We start from the raw sequence: 21163 nt of genomic DNA on the forward strand, positions 1-21163 counted from the left end.
CTCCTAGCCTAAAGGGGCTGAATCAGCCTTGTTTTTTAATGAGAGCTTCGACGATGTTCGACGGAGCTTCAGCGTACTTGGAGAATTCCATGGAGTAGCTTGCGCGACCCTGAGACATGGAACGAACGTCGGTCGCGTAACCGAACATTTCCCCGAGCGGAACTTCAGCGCGGACGACGCGGCCAGAGACCGACTCATCCATACCCTGTACCAGACCACGACGACGGTTCAGGTCACCCATCACGTCACCCAGGTAGTCTTCCGGGGTTACAACTTCGACCTTCATGATCGGCTCGAGAACCACGCCGCCGCCCTTCTGGGCCAGCTGCTTGGTTGCCATCGATGCAGCGATCTTGAACGCCATTTCGTTGGAGTCGACGTCGTGGTACGAACCGTCGAATACCGTGGCCTTCAGGCCGATCAGAGGATAGCCGGCAACGACGCCGTTCTTCATCTGCTCTTCGATACCCTTCTGGATCGGGGCGATGAATTCCTTCGGAATCACACCACCAACGACTTCGTTGGTAAACACCAGACCTTCGGTGATGTTGCCTTTCTCGTCCACTTCCGGCTCCGAGAAACGGATCCAGCAGTGACCGAACTGACCACGACCACCCGACTGACGAACGAATTTGCCTTCGATCTCGACGTTGGACTTGGTGATCTTCTCGCGGTACGAAACCTGAGGCTTACCGATGTTGGCTTCGACGTTGAATTCGCGCTTCATGCGGTCAACGAGGATGTCCAGGTGCAGCTCACCCATACCGGAGATGATGGTCTGGCCGGTTTCTTCGTCGGTCTTGACGCGGAACGACGGGTCTTCCTGGGCCAGCTTGCCCAGTGCGATACCCATCTTCTCCTGGTCGGCCTTGGTTTTCGGCTCGACGGACAGGGAGATTACCGGCTCCGGGAAGTCCATACGCTCAAGGATGATTGGATGATCGGCGTTGCACAGGGTTTCACCGGTGGTCACGTCTTTCATGCCGATCAGAGCGGCGATGTCGCCAGCGCGCACTTCCTTGATCTCTTCACGCTGGTTGGCGTGCATCTGCACCATACGACCAACGCGCTCTTTCTTGCCTTTGACCGAGTTGATCACGGAGTCGCCGGAGCTCAGAACACCCGAGTAGACGCGAACGAAGGTCAGAGTACCTACGAACGGGTCGGTCGCGATCTTGAACGCCAGGGCCGAGAACGGCTCGTTGTCGTCGGCGTGACGCTCGTCTTTACGAACAGCCGGGTCTTCCTTGTCCAGATCCTTGTCGTCCGGGTTGATACCCTGGATGGCAGGAATCTCGGTAGGAGCAGGCAGGTAGTCGATGACGGCGTCGAGAACCAGGGGAACACCCTTGTTCTTGAACGACGAACCGCAAACAGCTGGAACGATTTCGCTGGCCAGGGTGCGCGCGCGCAGGCCTGCCTTGATCTCGTCAACGGTGAGCTCACCGCCTTCCAGGTACTTGTTCATCAGCTCTTCGTTGGCTTCAGCGGCAGCTTCAACCATGTTGTTGCGCCACTCTTCAGCCAGCTCAAGCATGTCCGCAGGAATTTCTTCCTCGCGGTAGGTGGTGCCCTTGTCGTCGTCGTTCCAGTAGATAGCCTTCATCTTGATCAGGTCGACCTGACCCTGGAAGTTATCTTCCGAACCGATGGCCAGCTGAACCGGAACCGGGGTGTGACCCAGACGGTTCTTGATCTGACCTACGACGCGCAGGAAGTTCGCACCGGCACGGTCCATCTTGTTCACGTAAACAACACGTGGAACACCGTACTTGTTGGCCTGACGCCATACGGTTTCGGACTGAGGCTCGACACCGGAGGTGCCGCAGAACACAACGACCGCACCGTCGAGTACGCGCAGCGAACGTTCTACTTCAATGGTGAAGTCAACGTGGCCGGGAGTATCGATGACGTTTACGCGGTAGTTGTCGTACTGACCAACGGAACCTTTCCAGAAGGTGGTCACGGCAGCGGAGGTAATGGTGATACCGCGCTCCTGCTCCTGCACCATCCAGTCGGTGGTCGCGGCGCCGTCGTGCACCTCGCCCATCTTGTGGCTCAGACCTGTGTAGAACAGGATCCGCTCGGTAGTGGTGGTCTTGCCCGCGTCAACGTGGGCACAGATACCAATGTTACGGTAGCGGTTAATTGCTGTAGTACGAGCCATAAAGCCCTCGCAAAGTGATTGATGCTTGAATTAGAAGCGGTAGTGCGAGAACGCTTTGTTGGCTTCAGCCATACGGTGAACGTCTTCACGCTTCTTCACTGCAGCACCCTTGCCTTCGGCAGCATCCAGCAGTTCACCGGCCAGGCGCAGGGCCATCGACTTCTCGCCGCGCTTACGGGCGTAGTCTACGAGCCAGCGCATTGCCAGAGCGTTACGACGGGATGGACGAACTTCAACCGGAACCTGGTAAGTGGCACCGCCGACACGACGGGACTTAACTTCGACCAGCGGAGCGATGGCGTCGAGAGCTTTCTCGAAGATTTCCAGGGGGTCGCTGTTCTTGCGTGCTTTGACGGTATCCAGGGCACCATAAACGATGCGCTCGGCTACGGCCTTCTTGCCGCTTTCCATCACGTGGTTCATGAACTTGGCGAGAATCTGCGATCCGTACTTAGGATCGTCAAGGATCTCACGTTTTGCTGCTACACGACGTCTTGGCATGATAAGCCCTCAAACGGTCTTCAGGTTAGCCCGGGACCTGGGTCTACGACCCCCGCCCGACCTTACTCTTATCGACTCAAAAAAATGGATGTCTGCAAACGGCCGATTACTTCGGACGCTTGGTACCGTACTTCGAACGACCCTGGTTACGGCCTTTAACGCCCGAGGTATCCAGAGAGCCGCGAACGGTGTGGTAACGAACACCTGGCAAGTCTTTTACACGGCCGCCACGGATCAGGACGACGCTGTGCTCTTGCAGGTTGTGGCCTTCACCGCCGATGTACGAGGAAACCTCGAAACCGTTGGTCAGACGCACACGGCATACTTTACGCAGTGCCGAGTTAGGTTTTTTCGGCGTGGTGGTGTACACACGGGTGCACACGCCACGACGTTGCGGGCAGTTCTGCAGCGCAGGAACGTCGGACTTCTCGACCGAACGCTTACGCGGCTGACGTACCAGCTGGTTGATAGTTGCCATCTACTAGCTCCACTGATTGTCTTGCGACTCTATTGTCTTGCAAGAAAGCCAAAAATTGGCGAGACGGAGCCTCACCAAATTTAAGGGTACAAAAGTCTAAAGAGGATCTTGCACCCAGTCAAGACAAGGCCCCGGCCCTCCCCGCCCGATCATCGGCAACATTTCATGTCGCCGACGACCGTCCGGGGTAAACCGGGGCCCTGCCCTGTACTCAGTTACCGCTGGAGTTCAGTGCTTCGGTCAGTGCGGCTTCCACCTCACTGGCGCTCACACGCAGCGGCTTGTCTGCATCACGGCGACGCTTGCGCTCGCTGTGGTAAGCCAGACCCGTACCAGCCGGGATCAGGCGACCCACGACCACGTTCTCTTTCAGACCACGCAGGTAGTCGCGCTTGCCAGTCACGGCCGCTTCGGTCAGTACGCGGGTGGTTTCCTGGAAGGAAGCCGCGGAAATGAACGACTCGGTCGACAGCGACGCCTTGGTGATACCCAGCAGCACACGGGTGAACTTGGAGATGAACTTGTCCTCGCCGGCGAGACGCTCGTTCTCTACCAGTACCTGAGTCAGTTCCATCTGGTCGCCCTTGATGAAGCTGGAATCGCCCGACTCGGAAATCTCGACCTTGCGCAGCATCTGGCGCAGGATGGTCTCGATGTGCTTGTCGTTGATCTTAACGCCTTGCAGACGATAAACGTCCTGAATCTCGTTGACGATGTACTTGGCGAGTGCGCTGACACCCAGCAGACGCAGGATGTCGTGCGGATCGCTTGGGCCGTCGGAGATAACTTCGCCGCGGTTTACCTGCTCACCTTCGAAGACGTTCAGGTGACGCCACTTCGGAATCAGCTCTTCGTACGGATCGCTACCGTCGGTCGGAGTGATCACCAGGCGACGCTTGCCCTTCGTTTCTTTACCGAAGGCGATGGTACCGCTGACTTCCGCCAGAATCGACGCTTCCTTCGGACGACGCGCTTCGAACAAGTCGGCAACACGTGGCAGACCACCGGTGATGTCACGGGTCTTGGACGTTTCTTGCGGAATACGCGCAATAACGTCACCGACACCGATCTGTGCACCGTCGGCCACGCCAACCAGGGCGTTAGCCGGCAGGAAGTACTGGGCAGGTACATCGGTACCCGGCAGGTACAGGTCCTTACCAGACGCATCCACCATCTTGATGGCCGGACGGATTTCCTTGCCTGCGGCAGGGCGATCCTTGACGTCCAACACTTCAATGTTGGTCAGGCCGGTGAGCTCATCGGTCTGACGCTTGATGGTGATGTTTTCTTCCATGCCCACGAAGGTCACGGTACCTTTGAGTTCGGTCACGATCGGGTGGGTGTGCGGGTCCCACTTGGCGACGATGGCGCCAGCTTCGACCTTGTCACCTTCCTTGACCGAAATCACAGCGCCGTACGGCAGCTTGTAACGCTCACGCTCACGACCAAATTCGTCGGCAATGGCCAACTCGCCCGAACGCGATACGGCAACCAGGTTACCGTCTGCGCGCTCAACCTGCTTCAGGTTATGCAGACGTACCATACCGCCATTCTTCACCTGAACGCTGTCAGCAGCCGAGGTCCGGCTTGCAGCACCACCGATGTGGAACGTACGCATGGTCAGCTGGGTACCAGGCTCACCGATGGACTGGGCGGCGATGACGCCGACCGCTTCACCGATGTTCACCTGGTGACCGCGCGCCAGGTCACGACCGTAGCACTTGGCGCAAATACCGAAGCGGGTTTCGCAGCTGATCGGCGAGCGCACGACCACTTCGTCGATGCTGTTCAGCTCGATGAACTCGACCCATTTCTCGTCTACCAGCGTACCGGCAGGAACGATGACGTCCTCGGTGCCCGGCTTGAACACGTCACGGGCGATGACACGACCCAGAACACGCTCACCCAGCGGCTCGACAACGTCGCCGCCTTCGATGTGCGGGGTCATGACCAGGCCTTGGTCGGTGCCGCAATCGATCTCGGTCACCACCAGGTCCTGCGCCACGTCTACCAGACGACGGGTCAGGTAACCGGAGTTCGCGGTCTTCAGTGCGGTATCCGCCAGACCCTTACGAGCACCGTGAGTCGAGATGAAGTACTGGAGTACGCTCAGACCTTCACGGAAGTTCGCGGTGATCGGCGTCTCGATGATGGAGCCGTCCGGCTTGGCCATCAGACCACGCATACCCGCCAGCTGACGGATCTGGGCAGCAGAACCACGCGCACCCGAGTCAGCCATCATGTACATCGAGTTGAACGATTCCTGGTCGACTTCATTGCCCTCGCGGTCGATGACCTTCTCTTTCGAGAGGTTGGCCATCATCGCCTTGGACACTTCGTCGTTCGCCTTGGACCACAAGTCGATGACCTTGTTGTACTTCTCGCCCTGGGTGACCAGGCCGGAGGCGTACTGACTTTCGATTTCCTTCACTTCATCGGTAGCCGTACCGATGATGCGCGCCTTCTCATCCGGAATGACGAAGTCGTTCACACCGATGGAAACACCGGAGATGGTCGAGTAGGCGAAACCGGTGTACATCAGCTGGTCAGCGAAGATGACGGTCTCTTTCAGACCAACCACGCGGTAGCACTGGTTGATCAGCTTGGAGATCGCCTTTTTCTTCATTGGCTGGTTGACGACATCGTAAGGCAGGCCAGCAGGTACAACCTGGAACAGCAGCGCACGGCCAACGGTGGTGTCGACGATGCGGGTGTTCTTGGTGACGCTGCCATCACGGTCTTTCACGGTCTCGTTGATACGAACCTTGATTTTCGCGTGCAGGGCAGCTTCGCCAGCGCGGAATACGCGGTCGACTTCCTGCAGGTCGGCAAAGACACGACCCTCGCCCTTGGCGTTGATGGCCTCACGGGTCATGTAGTACAGACCCAGTACGACGTCCTGCGACGGAACGATGATTGGCTCACCGTTGGCTGGCGACAGGATGTTGTTGGTCGACATCATCAGCGCACGCGCTTCGAGCTGAGCTTCCAGCGTCAGCGGCACGTGAACGGCCATCTGGTCACCGTCGAAGTCGGCGTTGTACGCAGCGCAGACCAGCGGGTGGAGCTGGATGGCCTTGCCTTCGATCAGGACCGGCTCGAATGCCTGGATACCCAGACGGTGCAGGGTCGGTGCACGGTTCAGCAATACGGGGTGTTCGCGAATCACTTCGGCGAGAACGTCCCACACCTCTGGCAGCTCGCGCTCGACCATCTTCTTGGCAGCCTTGATGGTGGTCGCCAGACCACGCATTTCCAGCTTGCCGAAAATGAACGGCTTGAACAGCTCCAGGGCCATTTTCTTCGGCAGACCGCACTGGTGCAGACGCAGGGTCGGGCCTACGGTAATGACCGAACGACCGGAGTAGTCCACACGCTTACCGAGCAGGTTCTGACGGAAGCGACCTTGCTTACCTTTGATCATGTCGGCCAGGGACTTCAGCGGACGCTTGTTCGAGCCAGTGATGGCGCGACCGCGACGGCCGTTGTCCAGCAGGGCGTCGACCGCTTCCTGCAGCATGCGCTTTTCGTTGCGCACGATGATGTCCGGCGCCGATAGATCCAGCAGGCGCTTGAGACGGTTGTTACGGTTGATCACCCGACGGTACAGGTCGTTCAGGTCGGAGGTCGCGAAGCGGCCGCCATCCAACGGTACCAGCGGACGCAGGTCCGGCGGCAGCACTGGCAGGACGGTCAGGACCATCCACTCAGGCAGGTTGCCGGAGCCCTGGAAGGCTTCCATGAGCTTCAGGCGCTTGGACAGCTTCTTGATCTTGGTTTCCGAGTTGGTCTGCGGAATCTCTTCACGCAGGCGACCGATCTCGTGCTCCAGGTCGATAGCGTGCAGCAGCTCGCGGACAGCCTCGGCACCCATGCGGGCGTCGAAGTCGTCACCGAACTCTTCCAGCGCTTCGAAGTACTGCTCGTCGTTGAGCAGCTGGCCTTTTTCAAGCGTAGTCATGCCTGGATCGATAACGACGTAGCTCTCGAAGTAGAGCACGCGCTCGATATCACGCAGGGTCATGTCCATCAGCAAGCCGATACGGGACGGCAGCGACTTCAGGAACCAGATGTGTGCGACAGGCGAAGCCAGCTCGATGTGAGCCATGCGCTCACGACGGACCTTGGCGAGGGCAACTTCAACGCCGCACTTCTCGCAGATAACGCCACGATGCTTCAGGCGCTTGTACTTACCGCACAGGCACTCGTAGTCCTTGACTGGGCCAAAGATCTTGGCGCAGAACAGGCCGTCACGTTCTGGTTTGAACGTACGGTAGTTGATGGTTTCCGGCTTCTTAACTTCACCGAACGACCACGAACGGATCATCTCTGGTGACGCCAGACCGATGCGGATGGCGTCGAACTCTTCGACTTGACCCTGGTTTTTCAGCAAATTCAGTAGGTCTTTCAAGGCCTTTCCTCCTGGCGGAGCAGGGAGCGGGCACTGCCTGCCCCACTCCCCTTCACGTCACGTGTTATTCGGTTTCCAGATCGATATCGATACCGAGCGAACGGATCTCTTTGATCAACACGTTGAAGGACTCGGGCATGCCCGGCTCCATACGGTGATCGCCATCCACGATGTTCTTGTACATCTTGGTACGGCCGTTCACGTCGTCCGACTTCACTGTGAGCATTTCTTGCAGGGTGTATGCCGCGCCGTATGCTTCCAGCGCCCACACTTCCATCTCCCCGAAACGCTGACCACCGAACTGCGCCTTACCACCCAGCGGCTGCTGGGTAACCAGGCTGTAAGAACCAGTGGAACGCGCGTGCATCTTGTCGTCCACCAAGTGGTTCAGCTTCAGCATGTACATGTAACCAACGGTCACAGGACGCTCGAACTTGTTGCCGGTACGGCCATCGAACAGCACCATCTGGCCGCTCTCAGGCAGATCGGCCAGCTTCAGCATGGCCTTGATCTCGCTCTCTTTCGCACCGTCGAATACTGGCGTTGCCATTGGCACGCCTTTCTTCAGGTTGTGAGCCAGGGCGAGAATTTCTTCATCGCTGAACTCGTCGAGGCTTTCCTGACGACCACCGATCTCGTTGTAGACCTCGGTCAGGAACACGCGCAGCTCTGCGGCCTTGCGCTGTTCTTCGATCATGCGATCGATCTTTTCACCCAGACCCTTGGCCGCGAGGCCCAGGTGGGTTTCCAGAATCTGACCCACGTTCATACGCGAAGGTACACCCAGCGGGTTCAGTACGACATCGACCGGTGTGCCATTGGCGTCATGCGGCATGTCTTCGACCGGCATGATCACCGAGACGACACCTTTGTTACCGTGACGACCGGCCATCTTGTCACCCGGCTGGATGCGACGGCGGATTGCCAGGTAAACCTTGACGATTTTCAGAACGCCTGGTGCCAGGTCATCGCCCTGTTGCAGCTTGCGCTTCTTGTCTTCGAACTTGTCGTCCAGCAGTCGGCGACGGTCGACGATGTACTGCTGAGCTTTTTCCAGCTGCTCGTTCAGTGCATCCTCGGCCATGCGCAGTTTGAACCACTGACCGTGCTCCAGACCGGCGAGGACTTCATCAGTGATGACAGTGCCTTTTTTGAGGCCTGCACCACCGTCGACCACCTGACCATCCAGCGCAGAGCGCAGACGCTCGAAGGTCGCGCCTTCGACGATGCGGAATTCCTCGTTGAGGTCCTTGCGGATCTCGTCGAGCTGCATCTTCTCGATGGCCAGCGCACGGCTGTCACGCTCGACGCCATCACGGGTGAAGACCTGAACGTCGATGACAGTACCCTTGGTGCCGGTGGGCACGCGCAGGGAAGTGTCTTTAACGTCGCTGGCTTTTTCGCCGAAGATCGCGCGCAGCAGTTTTTCTTCAGGGGTGAGCTGGGTTTCGCCTTTTGGCGTTACCTTGCCGACCAGGATGTCACCAGCGCCAACTTCGGCACCTACATAAACGATACCGGCTTCGTCCAGCTTGTTCAGTGCAGCCTCACCCACGTTCGGGATGTCTGCAGTGATCTCTTCTGGGCCAAGCTTGGTGTCACGGGCCACACAGGTCAGTTCCTGGATGTGGATCGTGGTGAAGCGATCTTCCTGAACCACACGCTCGGAAAGGCAGATGGAGTCTTCGAAGTTGAAGCCGTTCCACGCCATGAACGCGATGCGCATGTTCTGACCCAGCGCCAGCTCACCCATGTCGGTGGACGGGCCATCGGCCATGATATCGCCGCGCTGCACCTTGTCACCTTTGCTCACCAGCGGACGCTGGTTGATGCAGGTGTTCTGGTTCGAACGGGTGTACTTGGTCAGGTTGTAGATATCTACACCTGCCTCGCCGGTTTCCACTTCGTCATCCGCTACACGGACCACGATACGGCTGGCGTCGACCGAGTCGATCACGCCACCGCGGCGGGCAACTACGCAGACACCGGAGTCACGGGCAACGTTGCGCTCCATGCCGGTACCTACCAGCGGCTTGTCGGCACGCAGGGTCGGTACAGCCTGACGCTGCATGTTCGAGCCCATCAATGCACGGTTGGCGTCGTCGTGCTCGAGGAATGGAATCAGCGACGCGGCGACCGAGACTACCTGCTTGGGCGAAACGTCCATCAGGGTGACGTCTTCCGGCGCCTTGACGGTGAATTCGTTCAGGTGACGCACAGCGACCAGCTCATCGATCAACTGCTTCTTGTCGTTCATCGCGGCCGAAGCCTGGGCGATCACGTGATCGGCCTCTTCGATGGCGGACAGGAATACGATGTCGTCGCTGACAACGCCTTCCTTCACCACGCGGTACGGGCTTTCCAGGAAGCCGTACTGGTTGGTGCGAGCATACGCAGCCAGAGAGTTGATCAGACCGATGTTCGGACCTTCAGGGGTTTCGATCGGGCACACGCGGCCGTAGTGGGTCGGGTGTACGTCACGAACCTCGAAGCCAGCACGCTCACGGGTCAGACCGCCAGGGCCGAGTGCGGAAACACGGCGCTTGTGGGTGATCTCGGAGAGCGGGTTGTTCTGGTCCATGAACTGCGAAAGCTGGCTGGAACCGAAGAACTCTTTCACCGCCGCCGCAACCGGCTTGGCGTTGATCAGGTCCTGAGGCATCAGGCCTTCGCTTTCAGCCATCGACAGACGTTCCTTGACCGCACGCTCTACACGCACCAGGCCTACACGGAACTGGTTCTCGGCCATTTCGCCGACGCAACGTACGCGACGGTTACCCAGGTGGTCGATGTCGTCGACGATGCCTTTGCCGTTACGGATATCGACCAGGGTCTTCAGAACCTCGACGATATCTTCCTTGCTCAGCACGCCCGAACCTTCGATTTCGGTGCGACCGATACGACGGTTGAACTTCATACGGCCGACGGCGGACAGGTCGTAACGCTCGGCACTGAAGAACAGGTTGTTGAACAGGGTCTCGGCAGCATCCTTGGTCGGCGGCTCACCTGGACGCATCATGCGGTAGATTTCGACCAGAGCTTCCAGTTGGTTGCTGGTGGTGTCGATCTTCAAGGTATCGGAGATGAACGGACCGCAATCGATGTCGTTGGTGTACAGGGTCTCGATACGGACTACCTGTGCCTTGGCGACTTTGACCAGCAGTTCGGTCGTCAGCTCGGTGTTGCACTCGGCAATGATCTCGCCGGTTGCAGGGTGCACGATGGCCTTGGCAGTCGTACGGCCCAGGACGTATTCCATCGGCACGTCGAGCTGTTTGACACCGGCTTTTTCGAGCTGATTGATATGGCGCGCGGTGATGCGGCGGCCTTGCTCGACGATGACCTTGCCGTTTTCGTCATGGATGTCCATGACCGCGACTTCACCACGCAGACGCTGTGGCACCAGTTCCAGGCTGAGGTTCTCGCCGGAAACATGGAACACGTTGGTGGTGTAGAAGGTGTTCAGCACTTCTTCAGTGCTGTAGCCCAGCGCGCGCAGCAGGACGGAAGCCGGCAGTTTGCGGCGACGGTCGATACGCACGAATACGCAGTCCTTCGGGTCGAACTCGAAGTCCAACCAGGAACCGCGGTAAGGAATGATGCGAGCGGAGTACAGCAGCTTGCCCGAGCTGTGAGTCTTGCCACGGTCGTGGTCGAAGAACACACCCGGCGAGCGGTGCAGCTGGGAAACGATCACACGCTCGGTACCGTTGATCACGAAGGTACCGTTCTCAGTCATCAGGGGAATTTCACCCATGTAGACTTCTTGCTCTTTGATGTCCTTGATCGCTTTGTTCGACGATTCCTTGTCGAAGATGATCAGGCGCACCTTGACCCGCAGTGGGACCGCGAAGGTCACGCCACGCAGGACACATTCCTTCACATCGAAGGCGGGTTCGCCCAGGCGATAGCCTACGTACTCCAAGGCAGCATTGCCGGAGTAGCTGATGATCGGGAATACCGATTTGAAGGCCGCATGCAGACCGACGTCGCGGAACTGATCCTTGGATGCTCCCGCTTGCAGGAATTCGCGATACGAATCCAGCTGGATGGCCAGGAGGTAAGGCACATCCATCACGTCCGGCAACTTGCTAAAGTCCTTGCGGATACGTTTTTTCTCAGTGTATGAGTAAGCCATCAGCGTTCCCCAGCTTGGTCACCTGCTTGTTTGGCTTCTCCCGGCGGGAGCAGCCAGAAAATCGTGCAAACCCTTGGTTTGCGCCACCCACATGGGTGTCTTGCAGCTTGTTATCGGGGCCGGCCTGACCGACCGCCAATAACGGAAAAAGGCCGGTGGCATAAGCCACCAGCCATCAGCCCTTTGCTCAACGCTCGGACTGGCGTCGCAAGGTCGAGATTACTTCAGCTCGACTTTAGCGCCTGCTTCTTCCAGCTTCTTCTTAGCGTCTTCAGCGGCTTCTTTCGAAACGCCTTCAGCTACAACCTGAGGAGCGCCATCGACTTTCTCTTTGGCTTCTTTCAGGCCCAGACCGGTCAGTTCGCGAACGGCCTTGATCACGTTCACTTTCTTGTCGCCAGCTTCAACCAGAACAACGTTGAACTCGGTCTGCTCTTCAACAACGGCAGCAGCAGCAGCTGGGCCAGCAGCGGCAACAGCAGCGGTAACGCCGAAGGTTTCTTCCATAGCTTTGATCAGCTCAACAACTTCCAGAACGGTTTTCTGGCCGATTGCTTCGATGATTTGCTCGTTAGTCAGGGACATGACTTAAATCCTGTATTGGGGTGACAGCCTACGCAGCCATCAAATTAAACGAATGATTTTGAAAGAGTTTCGCTTGCCTTAGGCAGCGGTAGCTTCTTTCTGGTCGCGAATGGCTGCCAGAGTACGAGCCAGCTTGCTGGTAGCGCCTTGGATCACGCTCATCAGTTTTGCAATAGCTTCGTCGCGGGTCGGCAGGGTAGCCAACACGTCGATCTGGTTCGCTGCAATGAAATTGCCGTCAAACGCAGCTGCCTTGATCTCGAACTTGTCCTGACCCTTGGCGAACTCTTTGAACAGACGAGCAGCAGCGCCCGGGTGTTCGTTGGAGAAAGCAATCAGGGTCGGGCCTTTGAACGCATCGTTGAGGATCGAAAATTCGGTGCCTTCAACAGCGCGCTTGAGCAGGGTGTTACGTACGACACGCACGTATACGCCAGCTTCGCGGGCCTCTTTACGGAGTCCGGTCATTGCGCTTACAGTCACACCACGGGCATCGGCCACGACAGCGGACAGAGCGACTTTGGCAGCCTCGTTGACTTCAGCGACGATGGCCTTCTTGTCTTCGAGTTTAATTGCCACGGGTTTACTCCTGGTTTTTACCGTTTCATCTGGCCGAAGCCGGATGTCGTTTTGGTGTCTGATTCGGTAACGAATCGGGAGCACCATCTGCGTGGGCTGGTGTTTTAAGGCTTGCGCCGCCTACGGTCTTGGATAGCCCCCGCCAGGCAGGGACCCCAATTTTTGCTGGTGGCGTGACAGGTCACACCACCATGTTCTTACACGTCCAGCGAGCTCTGATCGATGACCAGACCTGGGCCCATAGTGGTGCTCAGGGTAACGCGCTTGACGTAGATACCTTTCGAAGAAGCTGGCTTGATACGCTTGAGGTCAGCGATCAGTGCTTCAACGTTTTCCTTCAGCTTGCCGGCTTCGAAGCCGATTTTGCCAACGGAAGTGTGAATGATACCGTTTTTGTCGGTACGGTAGCGAACCTGACCAGCCTTGGCGTTTTTCACGGCAGTGGCTACGTCTGGAGTTACGGTACCAACCTTCGGGTTAGGCATCAGGCCACGTGGGCCCAGAACCTGACCCAGCTGACCTACGACACGCATGGCATCAGGCGATGCGATGACGACGTCATAGTTCAGGTCGCCGCCTTTCATTTCAGCAGCCAGATCGTCCATACCTACGCGGTCAGCGCCGGCAGCCAGAGCGGCTTCAGCAGCTGGACCCTGGGTGAAGACAGCAACACGTACAGTCTTGCCAGTGCCGTGTGGCAGCACGGTAGCGCTACGAACGACCTGGTCGGATTTACGTGGGTCTACACCGAGGTTTACCGCGATGTCGTAAGACTCGACGAACTTGGCGGCTGGCAGGGAAGCCAGCAGAGTTGCCGCTTCTTCGAAGTTGTAGGCCTTGCCTGCTTCGATTTTTTCGGCGATTGCCTTTTGGCGCTTGGTCAGCTTAGCCATTACACACCCTCCACGTTCAAGCCCATGCTGCGGGCAGAGCCAGCGATGGTGCGTACAGCTGCGTCCAGGTCAGCGGAAGTCAGGTCGGCTTGTTTAGCCTTGGCGATTTCTTCCAGCTGAGCGCGGGTAACGGTACCGACTTTAACGGTGTTCGGGCGAGCCGAACCACTGGTCAGGCCAGCAGCTTTCTTCAGCAGAACCGAGGCAGGGGTGCTCTTGGTCTCGAAGGTGAAGCTACGGTCGCTGTATACAGTGATGATCACTGGAGTCGGCAGGCCGGCTTCTTGACCCTGGGTACGGGCGTTGAAGGCCTTGCAGAATTCCATGATGTTCACACCATGTTGGCCCAGTGCTGGACCAACGGGTGGGCTTGGGTTGGCCTGGCCGGCCTTAACTTGCAGCTTGATGTAAGCCTGAATCTTCTTAGCCATGAGCTACTCCAATATCGGGTACGAACGCCTATTGGCTCCCCGGATGACTTGCGTTTTATCCCAGTGACGACAAAACCCCGCAGCACACAGGGCTGCGGGGTATGGGATGCTTCGTCCGCCTAGACCTTTTCGACCTGGCTGAACTCGAGCTCCACAGGCGTAGAGCGACCGAAAATAAGCACTGCAACCTGCAGGCGGCTCTTTTCGTAGTTAACCTCTTCGACACTACCATTGAAGTCTGCGAACGGACCGTCAATGACTCGAACCACTTCACCTGGCTCGAACAGCGTCTTAGGCTTCGGCTTGTCACTGCCGTCGGCAACGCGACGCAGGATTGCCTCAGCTTCTTTATCAGTGATGGGTGCGGGCTTGTCTGCCGTACCACCGATAAAGCCCATCACGCGCGGGGTATCCTTGACCAAGTGCCAAGTCCCTTCGTTCATTTCCATCTGGACCAACACGTAGCCCGGGAAGAACTTGCGTTCACTCTTGCGCTTCTGGCCATTACGCATTTCAACGACTTCTTCGGTCGGAACCAGGATCTCGCCGAAACCGTCTTCCATGCCAGCCAGCTTGACGCGCTCGATCAGGGAGCGCATCACATGCTTCTCGTAACCCGAGTAAGCATGCACAACATACCAACGCTTAGCCACGGGGCACCTTTAGCCTACGATCAAGGAGACCGCCCAGCCGAGCAGGGAATCGAGCCCCCACAACAGCAGAGCCATAACCAGCACGACAGCCACAACAATCAGCGTGGTCTGGGTGGTTTCTTGGCGGGTCGGCCATACGACTTTACGAATCTCGGTACGCGCTTCCTTGGCCAGCATAAAGAACGACTTACCCTTCGCGGTCTGCAAGGCAACGAAGCCTGCAACAGCAGCCAGAGCAAGAAGTGCGAGTACGCGGTACAGAATTGGAGCAGCGGAGTAATACTGATTACCCACTACACCAACAACCACCAAAGCCACTACAGCCAGCCACTTGAACAGATCAAAACGCGATTCTTGGGCTTCAGTTTTGGGGGTCATCGAGGAGGATCCTGTAAGAAGAAAGCCATCACACCGAGGTGAAATGGCAGGTCAGGAGGGAATCGAACCCCCAACCTACGGTTTTGGAGACCGTCGCTCTGCCAATTGAGCTACTGACCTGTAACGCTGTATCAGGCCGGCTATTATACCGGCCCAATCAAGTAAATCAACTACTTATTCAATAATTTTGGCTACGACGCCGGCGCCGACGGTACGACCGCCTTCACGGATAGCGAAGCGCAGACCGTCTTCCATTGCGATGGTCTTGATCAGGGTAACAGTCATCTGAATGTTGTCACCTGGCATTACCATTTCAACGCCTTCCGGCAGTTCGCAGTTACCGGTCACGTCAGTGGTACGGAAGTAGAACTGAGGACGGTAGCCTTTGAAGAACGGAGTGTGACGACCGCCTTCTTCTTTCGACAGAACGTAGACTTCTGCGGTGAACTTGGTGTGCGGCTTGACCGAACCTGGCTTGACCAGAACCTGGCCACGCTCAACGTCGTCACGCTTGGTACCACGCAGCAGAACGCCGCAGTTCTCGCCAGCACGGCCTTCGTCCAGCAGCTTGCGGAACATCTCAACACCGGTGCAGGTGGTGGTGGTGGTGTCACGCAGACCAACGATTTCCAGCGGATCCTGAACGCGGACGATACCACGCTCGATACGACCGGTTACAACGGTACCACGACCCGAGATAGAGAATACGTCTTCGATCGGCATCAGGAAAGGCTGGTCGATGGCACGAACTGGCTCAGGGATGTAGGAATCCAGAGTTTCTACCAGCTTCTTAACAGCGGTAGTGCCCATTTCGTTGTCGTCTTTGCCTTCCAGCGCCATACGAGCCGAACCGATGATGATCGGGGTGTCGTCGCCTGGGAAGTCGTAGGTGGACAGCAGGTCGCGAACTTCCATCTCGACCAGTTCCAGCAGCTCAGCGTCGTCTACCAGGTCAGCCTTGTTCAGGAAGACCACGATGTACGGAACGCCAACCTGACGGGACAGCAGGATGTGCTCACGGGTTTGTGGCATCGGACCATCGGCGGCCGAGCAAACCAGGATCGCGCCGTCCATCTGGGCAGCACCGGTGATCATGTTCTTCACGTAGTCAGCGTGACCTGGGCAGTCAACGTGAGCGTAGTGACGAATGGTCGAGTTGTACTCAACGTGAGCGGTGTTGATGGTGATACCGCGCGCTTTTTCTTCCGGAGCCGAGTCGATCTTGTCGAACTCAACGACTGCCGAACCGAATACTTCGGAGCAGACGCGAGTCAGAGCTGCGGTCAGAGTGGTCTTACCGTGGTCAACGTGGCCGATAGTGCCGACGTTAACGTGGGGAAGGGAACGATCAAACTTTTCCTTAGCCATCGATACAATCCTCCGCAGAAGAAATAGTCTTGCGCTGATAAAACAAAGGCAGATATTTTCATATCTGCCTTGTTTATATGGAGCTCTTGAGCGGACTTGAACCGCTGACCTCACCCTTACCAAGGGTGTGCTCTACCAACTGAGCTACAAGAGCGAAACACATTGTGCAATAACCAGCAAACTTGGAGCGGGTAGCGGGAATCGAACCCGCATCATCAGCTTGGAAGGCTGAGGTTCTACCACTAAACTATACCCGCGAGGCTTGCGGCTCTCGCTAAAACTGGTGGAGGGAGAAGGATTCGAACCTTCGAAGCTCTCGCAACGGATTTACAGTCCGTCCCCTTTGGCCGCTCGGGAATCCCTCCAGATGTGGCCGGCATTTTATTCATCTGCCGTCCTAGTGTCAAGCGCTTTTTCAAATTTTTTCAATCAAATCTGAAACTTAGCTACTGTGACACTGCTTGCAACTCAACCACCTGAGTGGTGTTCCCTGCGAAGCGGGCGCCATTCTATCAAGCTATTCACCAGTTGCAATACCCTGGCAGAAAATAATTTGATGTTTTAAGTCTTTGAAATCATTGGAAAGCGAGTCGAGGGTCGCTGGGTCCAACAAACGCTCACTTGCAGGCTCTACTTTCAGCCAACGCCCTTGGGCACCTGCGACCTGCCCTCGGACCTGGGCCGTGGCGATGTCCAGGCTGGTCAGCCGCTGACGAAGCGACTCAAGCGTATCGGGCGTCATTGCGCCTCCGACTATGAGGCACTCCTCGCGACGTCGCTCAGGTGCCGCCACGCCTGCTTCCCGCAATAGGCGAATGTCCTGCTGACTGCCTTTATAAAGCGAAAGCGGCGTTACATCCTTGACCTTGAGCGGCGCCTCCTGTTGATTCCAGACGTAGTACACACCGTTAAGGATCAGCAGCAACAAGAACAACCAGCGCATAGGCACCTCAATTCAGTGGGCAGGCCATGGCCAAGCCTACAAAGACCAAGTCAGGCACCACGCGCGCGTCAGGCAACGAGTCCTTGACTAGCGGGGCGTCCCCTCCCGTCAGGAAAACAGTAAAATCCTCACCCCATATTTCACGCGCCTGCTCAAGTTGTGTGCGTACGAAGCCTTGCAGCATCAGCACGCAGCCTCGCTCGACCGCCTCCACCGTCGAGCGACCCGGGGTCAAGCTGACCAATGCACGCTCGGCGGATGCATCGTCATAGCGAATACGGCGCGTGTGCGTGCGCAGTTGGCTACGCATCAGCGGCATGCCTGGACAGATATAGCCGCCTAGATGCTCGCCGTTTGCGGCGACGAAGTCTGCTTTGGCCGCAGTGCCCAGGTCAATGACGAGGCAAGCGCCCTTGGCCAGGTGAAATGCGCCCAGTGTTGCCAGCCAACGATCCATCCCGAGGCGCTGATAATCCGCATAGCCGTTGCGCACGCCCGCCATCTCCGGCGCTGACTGTGCGACTTGAGCCTGGACGGCAAATACCTGGGCAATCAGGGTCGTCAAGGCGTCGGTTTCTTCCTCACTGCGCACGCTGACGATACGACAAGCCGTAATCTGAACGCCTGCCAGCACTCTGATCTGGTCCATGAGTGTCTGGTCGGAATCCACGATCCCGCCACCCACAATCATTGCATCGTGAAGATGAATTACCCGCCATTTGATGAAGCTGTTACCGCAATCGAGCTCAAGAATCATCACTCAACCTCAAACTAAGCTCGCCGCCGCTGAAGACTTTCTCCACGCCATCCACGCGCATGCGCAAACCGCCCTGCCCGTCCACGCCCGCGACCACTCCTTGTACCTGGGTGGCTCCGGCAATGAGCGTTACATTGCGCCCCTGCCAGAGGTGCGCTTGCTCCCACTCTTCCTGAAAAGCCGCAAACCCATAACGGCGGTGACGCCCCAGCTCATGCTCCAAGTGGTGGCTCAGCACCGCCACTAAATGGTTGCGGTCTACAGACGCTCCTAATTCTCGACGCATGGAGGTCCATCGTTGATCCACCTGCGTATTGGCCTGCATATTCACGTTTATGCCAATTCCCAGAACCACATGGCATACGTCTGCCGGATCACCGATCAGCTCAAGCAAAATGCCCGTTATCTTCTGACCATCGACCAGCACGTCGTTAGGCCACTTCACGCCTACATTCTTTACCCCGAATGTCTGCAATGTGCGCATGACCGCCAATCCCACGACAAGGCTCAGCCCCTCAAGCTGACGCATGCCACCGTCAATGCGCAGCACCAGACTGAAGTATAGGTTTTGCGCGAAAGGGCTGATCCATTGCCGACCGCGTCGCCCGCGACCGGCACTCTGCTGCTCCGCCAATACCACGAAGGGCGCCAGTTGCCCGTTAGCCGCCAGGCGCATACCTTCGGCATTGGTCGAATCGATGGACTCATGGATGAATGTGGGCCAGGGCGCCGCCTCTGCATGGCCCGCGATCGCCGCACCGTCCAGCAGCACCAACGGTGAAGCTAGCTGATAGCCACGGCCACGTACCTTGTGGATACTGAGGTTCAGCTCGCTTTCCAAGTGCTGCAGCTGCTTCCACACCGCACTGCGACTGACGCCCAGAGCCGCCCCCAGAGCTTCTCCGGAATGGAATCGGCCATCCTTGAGGAGATTCAACAACTTCAGCATGCGCGTCTCGACTTCGAATGAGGCTGGCATGATAGCTATGGGGGATTGCCTTGCATAGGACAAGGGCTTGCGATTGGGGGCAGCCGGGTGCGCTGCACGGCTCCCGCTCAGATACCAGACCGCCGGCCCTCGCGCCCTTCACAGGAGCAATGCCGGCGGGTTTGTCTGAGACGCAAAGACAAAACCCCTACCTGCATACGCAGATAGGGGTTTTGCGAAATGAATCTTGACGATGACCTACTCTCACATGGGGAAACCCCACACTACCATCGGCGATGCATCGTTTCACTACTGAGTTCGGGATGGGATCAGGTGGTTCCAATGCTCTATGGTCGTCAAGAAATTCTGTAGCCAGAATGTCCTGTTGGACAGCCCAGCAAATTCGGATATGTGATGTTTGTGATGCGTTGCGAACTTTCGGTTCATGTCATCTTCACCACCGCAATCTGCAGAAGCAAATTGCTTGGGTGTTATATGGTCAAGCCTCACGGGCAATTAGTATTGGTTAGCTCAACGCCTCACAGCGCTTACACACCCAACCTATCAACGTCGTAGTCTTCGACGGCCCTTTAGGGGATTCAAGATCCCAGTGAGATCTCATCTTGAGGCAAGTTTCCCGCTTAGATGCTTTCAGCGGTTATCTCTTCCGAACATAGCTACCCGGCAATGCCACTGGCGTGACAACCGGAACACCAGAGGTTCGTCCACTCCGGTCCTCTCGTACTAGGAGCAGCCCCTCTCAAATCTCAAACGTCCACGGCAGATAGGGACCGAACTGTCTCACGACGTTCTAAACCCAGCTCGCGTACCACTTTAAATGGCGAACAGCCATACCCTTGGGACCGGCTTCAGCCCCAGGATGTGATGAGCCGACATCGAGGTGCCAAACACCGCCGTCGATATGAACTCTTGGGCGGTATCAGCCTGTTATCCCCGGAGTACCTTTTATCCGTTGAGCGATGGCCCTTCCATACAGAACCACCGGATCACTAAGACCTACTTTCGTACCTGCTCGACGTGTGTGTCTCGCAGTCAAGCGCGCTTTTGCCTTTATACTCTACGACCGATTTCCGACCGGTCTGAGCGCACCTTCGTACTCCTCCGTTACTCTTTGGGAGGAGACCGCCCCAGTCAAACTACCCACCATACACTGTCCTCGATCCGGATAACGGACCTGAGTTAGAACCTCAAAGTTGCCAGGGTGGTATTTCAAGGATGGCTCCATGAGAACTGGCGTCCCCACTTCAAAGCCTCCCACCTATCCTACACAAGCAAATTCAAAGTCCAGTGCAAAGCTATAGTAAAGGTTCACGGGGTCTTTCCGTCTAGCCGCGGATACACTGCATCTTCACAGCGATTTCAATTTCACTGAGTCTCGGGTGGAGACAGCGCCGCCATCGTTACGCCATTCGTGCAGGTCGGAACTTACCCGACAAGGAATTTCGCTACCTTAGGACCGTTATAGTTACGGCCGCCGTTTACCGGGGCTTCGATCAAGAGCTTCGCTTGCGCTAACCCCATCAATTAACCTTCCGGCACCGGGCAGGCGTCACACCCTATACGTCCACTTTCGTGTTTGCAGAGTGCTGTGTTTTTAATAAACAGTCGCAGCGGCCTGGTATCTTCGACCAGCAAAAGCTTACGGGGCAAGCCCTTCACCTTCGCCGGCGCACCTTCTCCCGAAGTTACGGTGCCATTTTGCCTAGTTCCTTCACCCGAGTTCTCTCAAGCGCCTTGGTATTCTCTACCTAACCACCTGTGTCGGTTTGGGGTACGGTTCCCAGTTATCTGAAGCTTAGGAGCTTTTCTTGGAAGCATGGTATCAACCACTTCATCGCCTAAAGGCAACTCGTCATCAGCTCTCGGCCTTGAAATCCCGGATTTGCCTAAGATTTCAGCCTACCACCTTAAACCTGGACAACCAACGCCAGG

At 57.1% G+C, this 21163-nt stretch carries 15 protein-coding genes, 4 tRNA genes and 2 rRNA genes (1 of these 21 cut by a window edge); all 21 read right to left on the reverse strand.

Annotation, left to right across the window (positions count from 1 at the left end):
- Positions 1 to 22: 22 nt before the first annotated feature.
- The gene (gene fusA, locus NMB38_RS19535; RefSeq protein ID WP_023535524.1) at positions 23 to 2167 is read right to left on the reverse strand and encodes an elongation factor G; all 2145 of its coding nucleotides are present in this window, start codon (positions 2165 to 2167) and stop codon (positions 23 to 25) included.
- Between the two features lie 30 nt (positions 2168 to 2197).
- Complete coding sequence (gene rpsG / locus NMB38_RS19540) at positions 2198 to 2668, reverse strand: 30S ribosomal protein S7 (protein WP_003246741.1); 471 nt, start codon at positions 2666 to 2668, stop codon at positions 2198 to 2200.
- A 106-nt stretch (positions 2669 to 2774) separates the two neighbouring features.
- Positions 2775 to 3146, reverse strand: coding sequence for a 30S ribosomal protein S12 (gene rpsL / locus NMB38_RS19545; RefSeq protein WP_003255492.1), 372 nt, complete (start codon positions 3144 to 3146; stop codon positions 2775 to 2777).
- 211 nt (positions 3147 to 3357) lie between these two features.
- Positions 3358 to 7557 carry a DNA-directed RNA polymerase subunit beta' gene (gene rpoC / locus NMB38_RS19550; RefSeq protein WP_023535526.1) on the reverse strand — a complete coding sequence of 1400 codons (4200 nt, stop codon included), beginning with the start codon at positions 7555 to 7557 and terminating at the stop codon, positions 3358 to 3360.
- A 64-nt stretch (positions 7558 to 7621) separates the two neighbouring features.
- On the reverse strand, positions 7622 to 11695 hold the full coding sequence (rpoB, locus tag NMB38_RS19555) for a DNA-directed RNA polymerase subunit beta (RefSeq protein ID WP_023535525.1): 4074 nt from the start codon (positions 11693 to 11695) through the stop codon (positions 7622 to 7624).
- A gap of 219 nt (positions 11696 to 11914) precedes the next feature.
- Positions 11915 to 12280: a 50S ribosomal protein L7/L12 gene (rplL, locus tag NMB38_RS19560; protein ID WP_003255496.1), complete on the reverse strand. Its 366-nt coding sequence runs from the start codon at positions 12278 to 12280 to the stop codon at positions 11915 to 11917.
- A 78-nt stretch (positions 12281 to 12358) separates the two neighbouring features.
- The gene (gene rplJ, locus NMB38_RS19565) at positions 12359 to 12859 is read right to left on the reverse strand and encodes a 50S ribosomal protein L10 (RefSeq protein ID WP_016715872.1); all 501 of its coding nucleotides are present in this window, start codon (positions 12857 to 12859) and stop codon (positions 12359 to 12361) included.
- A gap of 197 nt (positions 12860 to 13056) precedes the next feature.
- Positions 13057 to 13752, reverse strand: a complete 696-nt coding sequence (gene rplA, locus NMB38_RS19570; protein WP_027915749.1) for a 50S ribosomal protein L1 — start codon at positions 13750 to 13752, stop codon at positions 13057 to 13059.
- Positions 13752 to 14183: a 50S ribosomal protein L11 gene (gene rplK / locus NMB38_RS19575; protein ID WP_027915748.1), complete on the reverse strand. Its 432-nt coding sequence runs from the start codon at positions 14181 to 14183 to the stop codon at positions 13752 to 13754. The genes rplA and rplK overlap by 1 nt, the downstream gene beginning before the upstream one ends.
- A gap of 119 nt (positions 14184 to 14302) precedes the next feature.
- Positions 14303 to 14836, reverse strand: coding sequence for a transcription termination/antitermination protein NusG (gene nusG, locus NMB38_RS19580; RefSeq protein ID WP_003255501.1), 534 nt, complete (start codon positions 14834 to 14836; stop codon positions 14303 to 14305).
- 9 nt (positions 14837 to 14845) lie between these two features.
- On the reverse strand, positions 14846 to 15214 hold the full coding sequence (gene secE, locus NMB38_RS19585; protein WP_028687922.1) for a preprotein translocase subunit SecE: 369 nt from the start codon (positions 15212 to 15214) through the stop codon (positions 14846 to 14848).
- 44 nt (positions 15215 to 15258) lie between these two features.
- Positions 15259 to 15334, reverse strand: a tRNA-Trp gene (locus NMB38_RS19590).
- 54 nt (positions 15335 to 15388) lie between these two features.
- On the reverse strand, positions 15389 to 16582 hold the full coding sequence (tuf, locus tag NMB38_RS19595) for an elongation factor Tu (RefSeq protein WP_038411791.1): 1194 nt from the start codon (positions 16580 to 16582) through the stop codon (positions 15389 to 15391).
- 78 nt (positions 16583 to 16660) lie between these two features.
- Positions 16661 to 16736, reverse strand: a tRNA-Thr gene (locus tag NMB38_RS19600).
- A 29-nt stretch (positions 16737 to 16765) separates the two neighbouring features.
- Positions 16766 to 16839, reverse strand: a tRNA-Gly gene (locus NMB38_RS19605).
- A 24-nt stretch (positions 16840 to 16863) separates the two neighbouring features.
- Positions 16864 to 16947, reverse strand: a tRNA-Tyr gene (locus NMB38_RS19610).
- A 152-nt stretch (positions 16948 to 17099) separates the two neighbouring features.
- Positions 17100 to 17525, reverse strand: coding sequence for a hypothetical protein (locus NMB38_RS19615; RefSeq protein WP_028687945.1), 426 nt, complete (start codon positions 17523 to 17525; stop codon positions 17100 to 17102).
- A gap of 7 nt (positions 17526 to 17532) precedes the next feature.
- Positions 17533 to 18282, reverse strand: coding sequence for a pantothenate kinase (locus NMB38_RS19620; protein ID WP_027915760.1), 750 nt, complete (start codon positions 18280 to 18282; stop codon positions 17533 to 17535).
- Positions 18272 to 19231: a bifunctional biotin--[acetyl-CoA-carboxylase] ligase/biotin operon repressor BirA gene (gene birA, locus NMB38_RS19625; protein ID WP_027915761.1), complete on the reverse strand. Its 960-nt coding sequence runs from the start codon at positions 19229 to 19231 to the stop codon at positions 18272 to 18274. The genes NMB38_RS19620 and birA overlap by 11 nt, the downstream gene beginning before the upstream one ends.
- 224 nt (positions 19232 to 19455) lie before the next feature.
- Positions 19456 to 19571: ribosomal RNA gene (rrf, locus tag NMB38_RS19630) — 5S ribosomal RNA — on the reverse strand.
- Between the two features lie 134 nt (positions 19572 to 19705).
- A 23S ribosomal RNA gene (locus tag NMB38_RS19635) occupies positions 19706 to 21163 on the reverse strand (it continues 1434 nt past the right edge of the window).

The sequence above is a fragment of the Pseudomonas sp. FBCC-B35 genome, from assembly GCF_059133755.1.